Origin of the sequence: Pseudomonas urmiensis, from assembly GCF_014268815.2 — a bacterium.
GTDB classification, from domain to species: domain Bacteria; phylum Pseudomonadota; class Gammaproteobacteria; order Pseudomonadales; family Pseudomonadaceae; genus Aquipseudomonas; species Aquipseudomonas urmiensis.
In genome coordinates this window covers 3,481,218-3,495,762 of the sequence record NZ_JABWRE020000001.1, presented here as the reverse complement: position 1 = coordinate 3,495,762, position 14,545 = coordinate 3,481,218, and the positions used below count along the sequence as shown (strand labels likewise).

At 63.0% G+C, this 14,545-nt stretch carries 15 protein-coding genes; 2 read left to right on the top strand and 13 right to left on the bottom strand.

Annotation, left to right across the window (positions count from 1 at the left end; all coding sequences use genetic code 11):
• The first annotated feature begins 140 nt into the window (after window positions 1-140).
• Window positions 141-1,103 carry an NAD(P)H-quinone oxidoreductase gene (locus tag HU737_RS15780; protein WP_186554702.1) on the top strand — a complete coding sequence of 321 codons (963 nt, stop codon included), beginning with the start codon at window positions 141-143 and terminating at the stop codon, window positions 1,101-1,103.
• Window positions 1,104-1,395: 292 nt separating this feature from the next.
• Here HU737_RS15780 and HU737_RS15775 read toward each other — a convergent pair whose 3' ends face one another.
• From HU737_RS15775 to HU737_RS15750, 6 genes are all read right to left on the bottom strand, one after another.
• Window positions 1,396-2,049: an HAD family hydrolase gene (locus HU737_RS15775; RefSeq protein ID WP_186554703.1), complete on the bottom strand. Its 654-nt coding sequence runs from the start codon at window positions 2,047-2,049 to the stop codon at window positions 1,396-1,398.
• 12 nt (window positions 2,050-2,061) lie between these two features.
• On the bottom strand, window positions 2,062-3,051 hold the full coding sequence (locus HU737_RS15770; protein ID WP_186554704.1) for an ABC transporter ATP-binding protein: 990 nt from the start codon (window positions 3,049-3,051) through the stop codon (window positions 2,062-2,064).
• Between the two features lies 1 nt (window position 3,052).
• On the bottom strand, window positions 3,053-3,847 hold the full coding sequence (locus tag HU737_RS15765) for an ABC transporter permease (protein WP_186554705.1): 795 nt from the start codon (window positions 3,845-3,847) through the stop codon (window positions 3,053-3,055).
• Window positions 3,837-4,676, bottom strand: coding sequence for an ABC transporter permease (locus HU737_RS15760; protein WP_186554706.1), 840 nt, complete (start codon window positions 4,674-4,676; stop codon window positions 3,837-3,839). The genes HU737_RS15765 and HU737_RS15760 overlap by 11 nt, the downstream gene beginning before the upstream one ends.
• Complete coding sequence (locus HU737_RS15755) at window positions 4,673-5,479, bottom strand: alkaline phosphatase family protein (protein WP_186554707.1); 807 nt, start codon at window positions 5,477-5,479, stop codon at window positions 4,673-4,675. Before HU737_RS15755 ends, HU737_RS15760 begins: the two co-directional genes overlap by 4 nt.
• Before the next feature lie 123 nt (window positions 5,480-5,602).
• Window positions 5,603-6,664, bottom strand: a complete 1,062-nt coding sequence (locus HU737_RS15750) for an ABC transporter substrate-binding protein (protein ID WP_186554708.1) — start codon at window positions 6,662-6,664, stop codon at window positions 5,603-5,605.
• A 339-nt stretch (window positions 6,665-7,003) separates the two neighbouring features.
• Between HU737_RS15750 and HU737_RS15745 the strand changes: the two genes are divergently transcribed.
• Entirely contained in the window at window positions 7,004-7,717 is a 714-nt protein-coding gene (locus HU737_RS15745; RefSeq protein ID WP_186554709.1) for a UTRA domain-containing protein, read from the top strand.
• Window positions 7,718-7,820: 103 nt separating this feature from the next.
• Here HU737_RS15745 and HU737_RS15740 read toward each other — a convergent pair whose 3' ends face one another.
• From HU737_RS15740 to minC, 7 genes are all read right to left on the bottom strand, one after another.
• Window positions 7,821-9,974 (bottom strand): mechanosensitive ion channel family protein, encoded by a 2,154-nt coding sequence (locus HU737_RS15740; RefSeq protein WP_186554710.1) that lies wholly within the window; start codon window positions 9,972-9,974, stop codon window positions 7,821-7,823.
• 44 nt (window positions 9,975-10,018) lie between these two features.
• Window positions 10,019-10,186: a hypothetical protein gene (locus HU737_RS15735; RefSeq protein ID WP_186554711.1), complete on the bottom strand. Its 168-nt coding sequence runs from the start codon at window positions 10,184-10,186 to the stop codon at window positions 10,019-10,021.
• Window positions 10,187-10,366: 180 nt separating this feature from the next.
• Window positions 10,367-11,656 (bottom strand): M18 family aminopeptidase, encoded by a 1,290-nt coding sequence (locus HU737_RS15730; RefSeq protein WP_186554712.1) that lies wholly within the window; start codon window positions 11,654-11,656, stop codon window positions 10,367-10,369.
• 110 nt (window positions 11,657-11,766) lie between these two features.
• Window positions 11,767-12,402, bottom strand: a complete 636-nt coding sequence (locus HU737_RS15725; RefSeq protein WP_186554713.1) for an RluA family pseudouridine synthase — start codon at window positions 12,400-12,402, stop codon at window positions 11,767-11,769.
• 179 nt (window positions 12,403-12,581) lie between these two features.
• Window positions 12,582-12,836, bottom strand: coding sequence for a cell division topological specificity factor MinE (minE, locus tag HU737_RS15720; RefSeq protein WP_119139657.1), 255 nt, complete (start codon window positions 12,834-12,836; stop codon window positions 12,582-12,584).
• Window positions 12,837-12,839: 3 nt separating this feature from the next.
• A complete protein-coding gene (minD, locus tag HU737_RS15715; protein ID WP_186554714.1) occupies window positions 12,840-13,652 on the bottom strand; it encodes a septum site-determining protein MinD in 813 nt (270 codons plus the stop codon).
• Window positions 13,653-13,750: 98 nt separating this feature from the next.
• Complete coding sequence (minC, locus tag HU737_RS15710) at window positions 13,751-14,503, bottom strand: septum site-determining protein MinC (RefSeq protein ID WP_186554715.1); 753 nt, start codon at window positions 14,501-14,503, stop codon at window positions 13,751-13,753.
• Between the last annotated feature and the right edge of the window lie 42 nt (window positions 14,504-14,545).

Below are 14,545 nucleotides of genomic sequence, written 5' to 3'. Positions count from 1 at the left end.
GCTGATTCGACGTAAAGGCAATTGATCACGCATAGTAGGCCGTCTATTCCGTTCGCCGGTTCCATGGAGCCGGACAAATACTGCGAAAAGCCCGAGGTAAGCATCCTCGGGCTCAGTCATGACTCAACTATGGAGGCACTGTGAAGGCATTGCAAGGCGTTGACGGACATGTGGAGTGGCGTGATGCCGAGCGCCCGACCTGTGACGCGGGCCAGGTGCGCATTCGTGTGGCCGCCGCTGGGCTGAACCGCGCTGACCTGTTGCAGCGCGCCGGGCTCTACCCACCGCCGCCGGGGGCCAGCCCTTACCTGGGCCTGGAATGCTCGGGGGTGATCGAGGAGGTTGGCGCTGGTGCCGACTGGCGTGTGGGTGATCGGGTGTGCGCACTGCTCGCCGGTGGCGGCATGGCCGAAGAAGTGGTGGTCGATGCCCGCCATGTGCTGCCGGTGCCCGAGGGCCTGAGCCTGCACGAAGCGGCGGCGATCCCCGAGGTGTATGCCACGGCCTGGTTGAACATCTTCCAGCTCGGCGGCCTGAAGGCCGGCGAGAAGGTGCTGGTGCATGCCGGGGCCAGCGGCGTCGGTTCGGCGGCGATCCAGCTGTGCAAGGCGTTTGGCAACCCGGTGTGGGTCAGTGTTGGCTCGGCCGAGCGGCTGAGCTATTGCCAGGACCTGGGTGCGGCCGGTGGCGTGGTGCGCAATGAGAACCTGGATGATTTGAAGGGGCTGGCGCCGTTTGACGTGATCCTCGACCCGGTGGGCGCTGGTTATGGGCCGCTTAACCTTGAGCTGCTGGCGCGCGATGGGCGCTGGGTGATCATTGGCTTGATGGGCGGGCGCAAGGTCGAGCTGGACTTGGCGGTGGTACTGGGCAAGCGCCTGCAAGTGACGGGCTCGACCCTGCGCAATCGCGATGATGGCTTCAAGGCTGAGTTGCTGCAGGAGTTGGCGCAGCAGGTGTGGCCGCTGTTTACTGAAGGCCGCCTGAAGGCGCAGTTGGTCGATACCTACCCGGTGGCGTTTGCCGAGGCGGCTTATGCGGAGCTGGCCACCAACCAGGTGTCGGGCAAGCTGGTGTTGGTGATCGACCAGAGCCTTGTGTAGTCCCTGCTGACCCCATCGCGGGGCAAGCCCGCTCCCACGCCAGAGCGACCTACTGGCGTGGGAGCGGGCTTGCCCTGCGAATGCGAGCTCAAGACCAAGTCAAAATCGGCCAGCCATTGATCTGGGCATGCTCGCTCCTAGCCAGAGCGACTTACTGGCGTGGGAGCGGGCTTGTCCCGCGAATGCGAGCTCAAGACCAACTCAGAATCGGCCAGCCATTGATCTGGGCATGCTCGCTCCTAGCCAGAGCGACTTACTGGCGTGGGAGCGGGCTTGCCCCGCGAATGCGAGCTCAAGACCAACTCAGAATCGGCCAGCCATTGATCTGGGCATGCTCACGCAACACCGCATCCGGATTGACCACCCTCGGATGATCCACCTTCAGCAACAACGGCAAGTCATTGCGCGAGTCCGAATAGAAACTCGCCCCCTCCAGGTTCTCCTGCTCTTGATCCAGCCACTCCAGCAAGCGGGTGATCTTGCCTTCGCGGTAGGTCAGCACGCCATGGGTCTTGCCGGTATACACCCCGTTGACCGCCTCTAGCTCGATCGCCAGGTACTCATCGACCCCCAACCGCGCAGCGATCGGCCCTACCAGGTGAGTGCCGGAGGCCGAGATGATCAGAATCCGATCGCCCAGCTTGCGATGCTCGGCGATACAGCGGCAGGCATCGCCATAGATGATCGGCTCGATCACCTCCTCGACCCACGGCTCGACCAAATGCTCGACCTCTTCCAGGGTGCGCCCGGCGATCGGCTCCAGGCTGAAGGCCATGTACTCCTCCATGCGCAGGTGACCCTTGCCGTAAGCCTCCATCAGTTCATGGTCACGGCGCAAAAACTCCTTGCCGTCGACCCAGCCAAGCCGCGCCATCTGCTCACTCCACAGTGACGCGCAGTCTCCGTGAATGAGGGTTTCGTCCAGATCGAAAATTGCCAAAGCCATTGCGCAAATCTCCTAAGCCACTTCTCGTAGCGCGGTGGGGTCGATTGCCAAGGATACCCGCTGGCCGTCCGGATGCAGATCGGCCGATGAGCGGTTGAGCACATCCACCACCAGTTCCACCCCGCGCACCTCGACCCGATAGCGGATGACATTACCCAGCAGGCTATGACTGCGGACCAGGCCGTCCAGCTCGCCATCGAGGCCGAGGCTGATCGACTCAGGACGGATCGCCAGGCGGCTGGCGATTGGCCGCTGCAAAACGCGGCTGGCGCTGTCGGCATCGAGCAGGTTGTAGTTGCCGATAAAGCCTGCGGCAAACAGGTCCACCGGCGCTGTGTAGAGGGTTTCGGCATCGCCGCTTTGGACGATGCGGCCCTGGTTCATCAGGAAGATGCGATCAGACATGGTCAGCGCCTCTTCCTGGTCGTGGGTGACGAAAATGGTGGTCAGGCCCAGCTCGCGCTGGATCGCCCGGATTTGCTCACGCAGGTGCTTGCGGATGCGCGCATCCAGCGCCGACAGCGGCTCATCGAGCAGCAGCAGGCGCGGGCGAGTGACCAGCGAGCGGGCCAAGGCCACCCGCTGGCACTGGCCGCCCGACAGCTGGTGCGGGTAGCGCCCGGCGAAGCTGCCCAGCTCGACCAACTCCAGCACCTCGCGCACCCGCGCCTGGCTTTCTTCGGCTTTGGTCTTCTGCATGCGCAGGCCAAAGGCCACGTTCTGCTCCACGGTCATGTTGGGGAACAGCGCATAGCTCTGGAACACCATGCCGATTCCGCGCTTCTGCGGGCTCAGCGGGACGATGTCCTGGCCGTCCAGCAGGATCTGCCCGCTGTCCACCGGGGTCAGCCCGGCGATGCAGCGCAATAGGGTGGACTTGCCGCAGCCGGAGGGGCCGAGCAGGGTGACGAACTCGCCGCGTTGGATCTGGCAGTCGATGTCCTGGAACACCGGGGTGCCGGCATAGCTTTTGTGCAGTTTTTCTACGCTGACGAAGCTCATGTCAGGATTTGTCCTTGTTCAGGCGGTTGGCGACCCAGGTCAGCAGCAGGACGAAGGCGAAGTAGGAAATCACCAGTGCGCTGTTGAAGTGGCCACTGCTGTTGCGCATGTTGTTCAGGTACACCTGCAGGGTCTCGTAGCGGGTGCCGACCAACAGGTTGGCGAATACGAACTCGCCGAACAGGAACGAGAACGACAGCAGCAAGGCGACCATCAAGCCCTTGCGCAGGTTGGGCAGCACCACCAGCAACGCCGCCTGCCAGGTGCTGGCGCCGAGCAATTGGGCGGCGTCCATCAGGTCGCGCAGGTTGATCGCCTGCAGGTTGTTGGTGATCGCCCGGTACATGAACGGCAGGGCAACGGTGAAGTAGCAACCGATCAGGATCCACGGCGTACCGACCATCGCCATTGGGCCGCTGCCATACAGTTGCAGCAAGCCCACCGAAGACACCACCGGCGGCACCGCGAACGGCAACAGGATGAGGATGTTCATCAGTGCGTCCAACCGCGGGAAGTGGTAATGCACCACGAACAACAACGGCAGGATCAGCACCACCGACAGCAGCAGGGCGCCCACGCAAACCAGCAGCGATTGGCCGAATGCGGCGAGAAAGCGCGGCTCGCTCCACAGCGCCACGTACCACTTCAAGGTCAGCCCGCTGGGGAGCAGGCTTGCCGACCAACTGGTGGCCAGCGAGTAGAGCAGGGTGCCGGCCAGGGGCAGCAGCAAAATAAGGAACAGCAAGTACACCACCACGCGATGGTACACGCCGCCCTTGCCAGGTTCAGCGCGCATGGTAGCTCCTCTTCAACAGCCATTGATGGACCACGGTCACCAGCGTCATCAAGCCCACCAGCACCATCGCCAGGGCGCTGGCCAGGTTCGGGTCGAGGCTGATGTCGCCGGCCACCAGCGCCGCGATGCGGATCGGCAGCACGTTGAAATTACCGGTGGTCAGCGCGTAGACGGTGGCGTAGGCGCCCAGGGCGTTGGCCAGCAGGATGACGAAGGTGCCCAGCAGGGCTGGCATCAGCACGGGCAGGCCAATGTGTCGCCAGTATTGCCAGTGGCTGGCGCCCAGCAGCGCGGCCGACTCCCGCCAGTCTTCGCGCAGGGCGTCGAAGGCCGGGTAGAGCAGCAGCACCCCCAGCGGGATCTGGAAATAGGTGTAGACCAGGATCAAGCCGCTCTTGGAGTAGATGCTGAAGTCTTCGAGCAGGCCGATCTGCTTGAGCAGCAAGGTCAGTGCGCCGTTGAACCCGAGCAGGATGATGAAGGCGAAGGCCAGCGGCACGCCGGAGAAGTTACTGGTCATGTTGGCGAAGGCGCTGACGAAATCACGCAGCCGCGAGTCGACCTGGCGCAGCGAATAGGCGCCGAGGGTGGCGATCAGGATGCCGAACAGGCTCGAATAGAAGCTGATCTCCAGGCTGCGTTGCAGCGCCTGCAGGTAGAACTTGGAGGCGAATATCTTGCTGAAGTTGTCCAGCCCCCAGCCGCCTTCGGCGTGCAGGCTGTGCACCGCGACCCAGCCCAGCGGGGCGATCTGGAAAATGAAGAAGAACACCGCGAACGGCAGCAGGCAAAGCAGGGCCAGGAAACGGCCGCGGTGGCTGGAGGTCACTTGAGCAGCTCCCGGCAAACCGTTTTGTCGTGGGCCACCCCGAGCAGTTCGCAGATCGTCCCGCACAGCTCGGTTTGCAAGGGCTTGGCCGCAGGATCGAGGCTGAACGCGTCGCCGAAGACGAACAACGGCACCTCGCGCTCTTCGGCCAGCAGGCCGTTGTGCGAGCGATCGTTGTTCATGCCGTGGTCGGCGGTGACCAGGATCTGGTAACCCTCTTCGAGCCAGCGCGGCAGGTAGTCGGCCAGCAGGATGTCGGCGCTGCGCGCCGCGTTGCGGTACTGGCTGCTGTCCAGGCCATGGCGGTGGCCGGTGTCATCGATGCTCATCGGATGCACCAGGAGGAAATTCGGTGCGTGGCGCCGGCGCAGGTATTCGGCGTCGGCCAGCAGGTGCGAATCGGGGTAACGGTCGTCCCAGTAGAACAGGCCGTGCTGGATCGGCAGTTTGGGCGCGTGGGTATGGCGGTCGCGTTGCGGGTCGAACGGCGAGCGGTTGTACAGCTCGCTCATCCAGTGATAGGCCGCCGCCGCGGTGCCCAGGCCGGCTTCGCGGGCGTAGTGGAACACGCTGCGCTGGTTGGACAGGCGATTGACGTTGTTGTGCACGATGCCGCTGTCGATCGGCGGCACGCCGGTGAGGATGCATTCGTACAGCGGCCGCGACAGTGACGGCAGTTCGCATTCGACCCTATACAGGGCGGCGCGGTCGGCCTCGACGTAGGCGTGCAGGTGGCCCATGGCGTGATGGGCCACCTGGTGGTTGAGGCCGTCGAGCAGGACCAGGATGACGTTGTGTTGCATGTTGACTCCGCAGGGACAGTGAGAACCTAGGCGTGGGAGCGGGCTTGCCCCGATGGCGGTTGGGCAAGCGTTGCTGGTGACGCTATCGCGGGGCAAGCCCGCTCCCACGAGGGTCCGGATACGTCATTCCATTTCGATGATCACTTGCTCTTGCCATTTTTGCGGCAGTGCCTTGGAGGTCGCTTCCCAGGCCTCGGCATTTTCGATCGGCTGCGCTGCACCATACTGCTCATTAGGCAGCAACTTGGCCTGCACATCGGCCGGCAGCTTCAGGTGCTCGGCACGAATCGGCCGGGCATGGCCCTTGGCCAGGTTGATCTGCCCGGCATCGCTGAAGATGTACTCGCGGGTCAGCTTGGCCGCATTGGGATGCTTGGCGTACTTGTTGATGATGGTGGTATAGCCGGAGGTGATCGAGCCGTCCGACGGGATCAGTACCTCGAAGCGCTTCGGATCGATCTGGGCGCGGTAGCTCAAGCCGTTGAAGTCCCACACCACGCCGACTTCCACTTCACCTTTCTCGATGGTCTGGATGGTCGGGTTGGCCAGCGACAGGCGCTTCTGCTGCGCCAGCTTGGTGAACAGCTGCAGGCCCGGTTCGATATTGGTTTCGTCGCCCTTGTAGGCAATCGCCGCCGCCAGCACGCCGTTGGCCGCCTGGGCCGCAGTACCGACATCACCAATGGCGACTTTGTATTTGCCTTTTTCCAGGTCGTGCCAGGTTTTTGGCCGATCGCCTTCCTTGACCAGATCCTTGTTGATGATGAAGGCAATGGTGCCGGTATAGGCCAAGGCCCAGTGGCCGTCCTGGTCCTTGGCCCAGGCTGGAACCTGATCCCAGGTGCTCGGCTTGTACGGCTGGCTCACGCCCTTGGCCACGGCGATAGGGCCGAAGGCGGCGCCGACGTCCCCGATGTCGGCGCTGGCGTTGTCTTTCTCGGCGTCGAACTTGGCAATTTCCTGGGCCGAGCTCATGTCGGTGTCGCTGTGCTTGAGGCCGTACTTGCTGGCCAGGTCTTGCCAGGTGTCTTTCCAGTTGGCCCAGGCATCGGGCATGCCCACGCTGTTGACGGCGCCTTCCTTGCGGGCGGCGTCTTCGAGGGCCTTGAGATCGTCCGCGGCCCACGCCGAACTACCCAGGGCGATGGCCGAGCCCAGCAGTGACGCCATGAAGAACTTTTTCATCCGAAGCTCCTTTGGTGGGGATGCCTTGCAGTTGTGCTTTGAAATTATGCTTATCGAGCAAACCTTGCTTGCGGTGGTGGTCTAGGTCAGCAAACCTTGAGCCAAGGTAGGCCGCTTGCGTGACAGTTTGATGTAGGAAAGGCGCCAGTACGGGCAACCGGCAGCCCTGGAGATACAGCGTAGACCAAGACCCACGCCTTGATTGGCAAGGGCTGGCCCGTTTCTGGCAGGGGCCTGTGCAGGTCTTTGTCACAGGATGTTCATCGGCTGTGCCTAGGCTTGCACTATTCTCCAAATGCCCTGTTCTGGGGCTGGACTAGTCCAGATAGGTAACCTTTGATGCAAGCGACGCCACCGCGCGCGGTAACAGCTATCTGTCATGCCTTGCAGGAACAGATCGAACACGGTCTGCTGGCGCCGGGCGGCAAGCTGCCGGCTGAACGCAAGCTCAGCGAGGTGTTCGATACCACGCGCATCACCCTGCGCGAGGCATTGGTGCAGCTGGAGGCACAGGGGCTGATCTATCGCGAAGAGCGCCGTGGCTGGTTTGTCGCGCCGCAGCGGCTGACCTATGACCTGATCGAGCGCAGCCACTTTCACGCCATGGTCCGTGATCAGGGGCGGCTACCGAGTACCGAGCTGTTGTCGGCGCGGCTACTGCCGGCGTCGGCGGCGATCTGCGCGCGCTTGCGCCTGCCGGGGTTGTCCAGCGTGGTGCAGATCTGCCGGTTGCGCCGCATCGATGGGCGGGCAGTGCTGTATGCCGAGCACTATTTGAATCCGCACTATTTTCCGGGGATTCTCGAACAGGACCTGGCCCAGTCACTGACCGAGATCTATCAGCGCGAGTATCAGATTCGCTACGGCCAGGTGTGTTTCGAGATTCTGCCTACTGCCTTGCCGGTGGCGGCGGCGCTGGCATTGAAGGTTTCCGCGGGCAGCCCTGGGCTGCACATCACCCGGGTCAACAGCGATCAGCATGGGCATTTGATCGACTGTGACCTTGAGTATTGGCGCCATGATGCGATTCGTATTCGGGCTGAGGCAGGGTAGTGCTGCACGCTACGCCATCGCGGGGCAAGCCCGCTCCCACGCCAAGTGCTCCCACGCTCAATGTAGGCGCTGCGTGGGAGCGGGCTTGCCCCGCGATGAGGCGTCACCCAGCAGCGCCAGTTTCGGTCAAAACACCACCCCCAGCCGTCACCACCTGCACCGACAGCCTAGGCATGGCCAGATCCACCCCAGCCTCATCCAACTGACGCTTGAGCGCCAGGTTGAACGCCCGCGACACTTCCCACTGCTTGATCGGCGCGGTCTTGAAGCGTGCGCGCAAGATCGCCTGGCCGGACTCGAAGCTTTCCACCCCTTGCAGTTCCAGCGGCGACCAGATGTTGCGGCGCATCAGCGGGTCGCTGCGCAGCTTTTGGCCCACCTCACGGATCAGCGTTATCGCCTCGTCGATGTTCATGCTGTGCGGGATCGCCACACGGAAAATGGCGTAGCCGAACTCGCGCGAGTAGTTCTTGATGCTCTTGATCTCGCTGAACGGGATGGTATGCACGATGCCGTCGATATCGCGCAGGCGCACGGTGCGGATGGTCAGGCCCTCGACCGTGCCCAGGTGTCCGCCGACATCGACGTAGTCATCGATGGCCAGCGAGTCTTCGATGATGATGAACAGGCCCGTGATCAAGTCGGCCACCAGCGACTGTGCGCCAAAACCGATGGCCAGGCCGATCACCCCGGCACCGGCCAGCAGCGGTGTGACGTTCATGCCCATGTTGGCCAGGGCGACGATCACCGCGATGATGAAAATGGCCACGAACAACACGTTGCGGATCAGCGGCATCATGGTCTGCGCGCGGGCGTTGGCCAGCCCTCGGCGCGAGCGCACCAGCGCGTGGTGTACGGCGGTGTCGGCCAGGATCCACACCAGCCAGGCGGCGATCAGGGTGCCGGCCAGGCCCAGCAGGCGCAGGCTCACTTCATGCCCTTGGCCTTCGGCGAAGCCAATCATCGACAAGCCCCACACGCGCAAACCCAGCTCGATGAACACCAGCCAGATGAACAGGTGCACCAAGGCATAGCCGAAGTTCTTCAGGCGCTCGGTATAGACCTCCTGGCGGCGGTTGGCGCGCTTGGGGTTGGCGGCGTGGCGGCGCACCAGGCCATTGAGCACCATGCACACCACCACCAGCACAGTACACATCAGCGACTGGCGCAAGGCGGTGCTGGTGTCGCCGGCTGAGACGAAGGTGGCGAACAGCGAAATCGCCACCAGGATCAGCGCCGGGATGTACCAGAAGCTGCCGAGGATTTCGATGGTGTCGCTCAAGGTACGCCGGGTCAGGCGCCGCGACAGTGGCTGGTTGCGGATCAGGTGGGCGATCGGCCGGCGGAAACGCAGGATGAACAACCCGGTGCACAGCGCCGCCAACACATTGGCCAGGGTCGCCAGGGCGTGCGCCAGGTGCGTGCCCAGGGCGGTGGTCAGGCGCGGGTCGTTCATCGCCTCGCCGAAGGCCGCGAAGCTGCCGATCAGCCACAGCGGGCGGAATGCTTGATGGCGCAGGATGTGCAAGGCACGGTGGCGGTGCGGGCCGTCGAGCAGGGAGAAGGCGATCACACAGATCGCCGAGAAACAGGTGCCGACCACCAGTGCATAGGCCAGCACCATGGCCATCGATTTACCCAGCGAGGAAGGCAGGGCGAAGCTCAGGTACACGGTGAACACCAGCGCCACCAGCCAGGGGCCGAGTTTGCGCAGGGCAAAGCGCACCAGGTCCCAGGTGCGCGGGTGCTGCGGCAGCTCTTCACTCAGGCCGAAGCGCAGACGTACGCGGTGGCCGATCCAGTTGAAGGCATAGGCCAGCAGGCTCCACACCGCGATGATCGCGATGAAGCCGAACAGGATCGCCGGCCATTGGTGCACCGGCACCATCAGTGAGGTCAACTCGGCTTGGGCTTGCTCGATTTCCTGCGACCAGCGGCGAAACGGGCTGGCGTCACCGCTGAACTGGCTCTCCAGGTCGTGCAGGGCGCCGCCAATCAGGCCGAGCACGCCTTGCTCGGGGCTGGTCTGGGTCTGTTTGCTGGCGTCGCGCAGCTTCTTCAGGTCAGCAAGCAGCTTGCTCCGTTGCTGGTCGTTTTCAAGGTTCTTGATCACCTCGTCCAGCGACTTGGCTAACGGCTCGCTGGCTTGCGGCTGGGCAGGGGCGCTGGAGCCGAGTATCCCCGGCAGACCGGCAGCGTGTACGGGCAGGGTGAACAGCAACAGCAGCAGGGTCAGGCAACGCAGGAGGGCAGGCACCGGGAAATCTACCTCAGGTCAAACGATTGACCGAGTGTAGAGGTTTATGTGGGCAGTTTCTCAAGGATCTTCCAGCACATGATGCCGAAAATGCCGAGCGTACCGACCCACATCATCACCACTCCGACATTACGCTCGCGCAGGCTGAAACCGATGGTCAGCAGCATCAGCAGGAGGAATACCGGCAAGAACAGCGAGATGAACGGGGACATGGACAGAATCCTTCTGCTTTGGGGCCATGTAGTAAGCATAGCGGCTGGGGCGGGGTGGGGCTTGATCCGTGGCAGGTGTTTTGCCTGTACCTGCCCGATCGCGGGGCAAGCGCGCTCCACGCTTATGCACAGGCGGTCTGCGTGGGAGCGGGCTTGCCCCGCGATGAGGCCGGTACTAACTCAGGGCAATTCGCGAGTGCGATAGAACGCCGTCAACACCTTCACCAGGTGCGCCAGGTCGTGGCTACCACACAGCTCGCGGATTGAGTGCATGGCAAAGGTCGGCAGGCCAATATCCACCGTGCGCACACCCAGATGGCTGGCGGCTATCGGGCCGATGGTCGAGCCACAGCCCATGTCGCTGCGCACCACGAAGCTCTGCACCGGCACCTCTTCGGCCATGCACAAGTGGCGGAAGAAGCCCGCGGTCTCGCTGTTGGTGGCGTAGCGCTGGTTGTTGTTGACCTTGATCACCGGCCCGGCATTGAGCTTGGGCCCGTGGTTGCCGTCGTGCTTGTCGGCATAGTTGGGGTGCACGCCGTGGGCGTTGTCGGCCGAAACCATCAGCGAGCGCTGGATGGTGCGCACATACTCGTCGCCATCGGGCAGCAGACGCTGCAAGGTTTGTTCGAGCATCGGCCCGTCGGCGCCGCAGGCCGAGCACGAGCCGACTTCCTCATGATCGGTGCACACCAGCACACAGGTTTCGTCACTGTCCGAGGCCAGCATCGCTTGTAGGCCGGCGTAGCACGACAGCAGGTTGTCCAGGCGCGCGCCGGCGATGAAGTCAGCGTTCAGGCCGATCAGCGCGGCGTCCTGAGTGTCGTAGAAGCTCAGCTCGTAATCGAGCACAACGTCGGCGTTTAGATCGTGCTCACGGGCCAGTTGCTCGGTGAGCAAGGCGCGGAAGTCGACCCGCTCGTCACCCGCCACTTGGGCGATGATCGGCGGCAACTCGAGCTGCGGATTGATCGGCCAGCCTTCGTTGGCGGTGCGGTTGAGGTGAATGGCCAGGTTGGGAATGATCGCGATGGGCAGCTTGAAATCGACCAGCTGGCTTTCCACCTTGCCGTCCCGGCGGAAGGTGACTCGGCCTGCCAGCGACAGGTCGCGGTCAAACCAAGGTGCGAGCAGCGCACCGCCGTACACTTCCACGCCCAATTGCAGGAAGCCGTGGCGTTGCAGCTCAGGTTGCGGCTTGACCCGCAGGCACGGGCTGTCGGTGTGGGCACCGACCATGCGGATGCCACTGAGCAGCGGCGAGTGCTTGCCGAGCTTGATAGCGATGATCGAGGAGTCGTTTCGGGTTACGTAGTAGCGCCCGCCAGGCACCGTGGCCCAGCTGTCGCGCTCGTCCAGGCGCTGGTAGCCGCCGGCTTCGAGGCGCTGGGCCAGGCTGGCGGTGGCGTGGAAGGGCGTCGGGGAGGCCTTCAGAAATTCGATCAGGCCCTGGTTCAAAGCATCGCGCATAAGTCACTCCAGACAGCAGTGGCGCGAGTTTAGCGTAATTGCCCGGGAATTTGTGTCGGTGCCATCGCGGGGCAAGCCCGCTCCCACGAATCCGCGATGGACCTATGGCTTCAGAATGGTGCCGGGCACTCGAACTTCAGGCGCTGCCCGCTTACCGGGTGGGTGAAGCTCAGCATCGATGCATGCAGGCACAACCGCTCATGGGCCGCCAGCGCCTCGGGATTGGCATACAAACGATCACCCAGCAGCGGATGGCCAATCGACAGCATATGCACCCGCAACTGGTGCGAGCGCCCAGTAATCGGCGTCAGCTCGACGCGGCAATAGTCGCCACAACGCTCGACGATGCGCCAGAAGGTCAGCGCATGCTTGCCCTGTTCATGGTCCACCACATGCCGTGGCTTGGTCGGCGGGTCGTAGCGCAGCGGCAGGTCGATGCTGCCGCTGTCCAGCGCGGGTTGGCCCCAGCACAGCGCGGTGTAGGCCTTCTCGGTCTCGCGGTCGTGGAACTGGCGTGACAGCTCGCGGTGGCTGTCGGCATCGCGTGCGAGCAGGATGATCCCCGAGGTTTCCCAATCCAGCCGGTGCACGATGAGTGCGTCGGGGTAGCCGTTTTGTTGCAGGCGGGTGATCAGGCAGTCCTTGTTGTCTTCGGCACGGCCGGGGACCGAGAGCAGCAGGGTCGGCTTGTTGACCACCAGGATGGCGGCGTCTTCATGGAGGATCTGCACGTTCGACAGCGGCATTACGTGTTCTCTGCAAATGCCAACGGCGCCTGCGGACTGGGAGTGGCTGCGTGGCAGCGGGCTTGCCCGGCGATTACCCGACCCGCTGCAACTGGGTCTGGCGTAATCGCGGGGCAAGCCCGCTCCCACGAGCCACCTGCTAGTCAGCAGGCGCCGTGGCGATTACCCGAAAGCGTGAATCAACGCTCGGGCAGGGTGATGTTCAGCTCGAGGATCGAGCAGCTGCCTTGGTTTTCCAGGGCAACCACCACGTCATCGTTACCGATATTGACGTACTTGCGGATCACCTCGACCAGCTCCTTCTGCAAGGCGGGCAGGTAGTCCGGCGTAGTGCGCTGGCCGCGCTCGTGCGCCACGATGATCTGTAGACGCTCTTTCGCTACCGACGCGCTGGTCTGTTTTTGTCTGCCACGAAAGAAGTCAAAAAGGTTCATGGTTTATTTGCTCCCGAAAAGGCGCTCGAAGAATCCCTTCTTCTGTACATCGATGAACCGAAGTTCTTTCTCTTGGCCCAGCAGGCGGTCGACAGTGTCGCTGTACGCCTGGCCGGCATCGCTCTGGTCGTCCAGGATAACCGGGACGCCTTGGTTGGAGGCCTTGAGCACGGCCTGGGACTCTGGAATCACACCCTTGAGCTTGATCGCCAGGATCTCTTCGACGTCGGCGATGCTGAGCATTTCGCCGTTGTTGACGCGCTCAGGGTTGTAGCGGGTGATCAGCAGGTGTTCCTTGATCGGCTCTTCGCCACGCTCGGCGCGGCGCGACTTGCTCGACAGCAGGCCGAGCATACGGTCGGAGTCACGTACCGAGGACACCTCAGGGTTGGTCACCACGATCGCTTCGTCAGCGAAGTACATGGCCAAGTGGGCACCTTTTTCGATACCGGCTGGCGAGTCGCAGATGACGTAGTCGAAATCCTTGGCCAGCTCTTCGATGACCTTTTCCACGCCTTCGAGGGTCAGCGCGTCTTTGTCGCGGGTCTGGCTGGCAGCCAGGACGAACAGGTTTTCCAGGCGCTTGTCCTTGATCAGGGCTTGCTGCAGGTTGGCTTCGCCGTTGACCACGTTGACGAAGTCGTACACCACGCGGCGCTCGCAACCCATGATCAGGTCGAGGTTACGCAGGCCCACGTCGAAGTCGACGATGACAGTCTTTTTGCCGCGCAGAGCGAGGCCAGTACCGATGGCGGCGCTGGTGGTGGTCTTGCCCACACCCCCTTTGCCGGAAGTAACCACGAGAATCTTGGCCAAGGTGTTTCACCCCTAAAAATAATCGGGACGCGAGTCCCAGCAAATACACAAAATGGCAACGAGGAAAAAGTTGCTCTAAAAATGCCGGCAAGTATCCGTTAAAGACGGGTGATGTTCAACACATCGCCGGACAGGCTGACCTGCACGCCGGCCCCCCACAACGGGTCGCGTCGAAGGTCTTCGCAGACACGGTACTGACCCGCGATGGAGACCAGCTCTGCGGTCATCTGCTGGCAGAAGATACGCGCTTTGGTGTTGCCCTTGATGCCTGCCAGGGCGCGGCCACGCATGGCGCCGTACACATGGATGTTGCCATCGGCGAGAAGTTCCGCACCGGGGCTGACCGAGGCGGTCACCACCAAGTCGCCGCCTTGAGCATAGATCTGTTGGCCGCCACGCACCGGTGTGGTGATGATCCGGGTCGGACGGATTTCTGGCTCCGCGGGCGGCGCAGGCACTGGCTCGGGCTTCTTCACCTCAGGTTCGGGCTCCAGCGGCCGCTCACGGGCGCCGGAGGGCGGTAGCACAGGCAGGTCGATGGCGATCGCCGCGGCGATGTCCTCGATGCGGCTGGCGCGAATGGCCAGGGTGCGCAGGCCATGATGGCGGCAGACGCGCATCAGCCCAGGCAAATCGATCGCCCCTTCGTCGGCGGGAAGCTTGTCCAGCGCCAGCACCAGCGGGGTATTGCTGAAGAAATTCGGCGCCTGGGCCACTTTCGCCGCCAGTTGCCGGTCGAGGGACTCGAGGTCGTTGCGCGCCAGTTCCAGCACGGTAATGGCAAGCATGCTGCCTTTGAGCTGGAACACGGGGGCGCTTTCGGGGGTCTGGTTTAGGCTCATGGTCTGCATAGACGGCTTGTTGCTCAAAAAGTGCCCTGACTTATAACGAGA

Excerpts from the sequence above, each read along its gene's own strand:
- HU737_RS15775 (WP_186554703.1), bottom strand. The coding sequence starts at position 2,049 with ATGGCTTTGGCAATTTTCGATCTGGACGAAACCCTCATTCACGGAGAC.
- HU737_RS15770 (WP_186554704.1), bottom strand. The coding sequence starts at position 3,051 with ATGAGCTTCGTCAGCGTAGAAAAACTGCACAAAAGCTATGCCGGCACC.
- HU737_RS15765 (WP_186554705.1), bottom strand. The coding sequence starts at position 3,847 with ATGCGCGCTGAACCTGGCAAGGGCGGCGTGTACCATCGCGTGGTGGTG.
- HU737_RS15755 (WP_186554707.1), bottom strand. The coding sequence starts at position 5,479 with ATGCAACACAACGTCATCCTGGTCCTGCTCGACGGCCTCAACCACCAG.
- HU737_RS15750 (WP_186554708.1), bottom strand. The coding sequence starts at position 6,664 with ATGAAAAAGTTCTTCATGGCGTCACTGCTGGGCTCGGCCATCGCCCTG.
- HU737_RS15745 (WP_186554709.1), top strand. The coding sequence starts at position 7,004 with ATGCAAGCGACGCCACCGCGCGCGGTAACAGCTATCTGTCATGCCTTG.
- HU737_RS15735 (WP_186554711.1), bottom strand. The coding sequence starts at position 10,186 with ATGTCCCCGTTCATCTCGCTGTTCTTGCCGGTATTCCTCCTGCTGATG.
- HU737_RS15730 (WP_186554712.1), bottom strand. The coding sequence starts at position 11,656 with ATGCGCGATGCTTTGAACCAGGGCCTGATCGAATTTCTGAAGGCCTCC.
- HU737_RS15725 (WP_186554713.1), bottom strand. The coding sequence starts at position 12,402 with ATGCCGCTGTCGAACGTGCAGATCCTCCATGAAGACGCCGCCATCCTG.
- minE (WP_119139657.1), bottom strand. The coding sequence starts at position 12,836 with ATGAACCTTTTTGACTTCTTTCGTGGCAGACAAAAACAGACCAGCGCG.
- minC (WP_186554715.1), bottom strand. The coding sequence starts at position 14,503 with ATGCAGACCATGAGCCTAAACCAGACCCCCGAAAGCGCCCCCGTGTTC.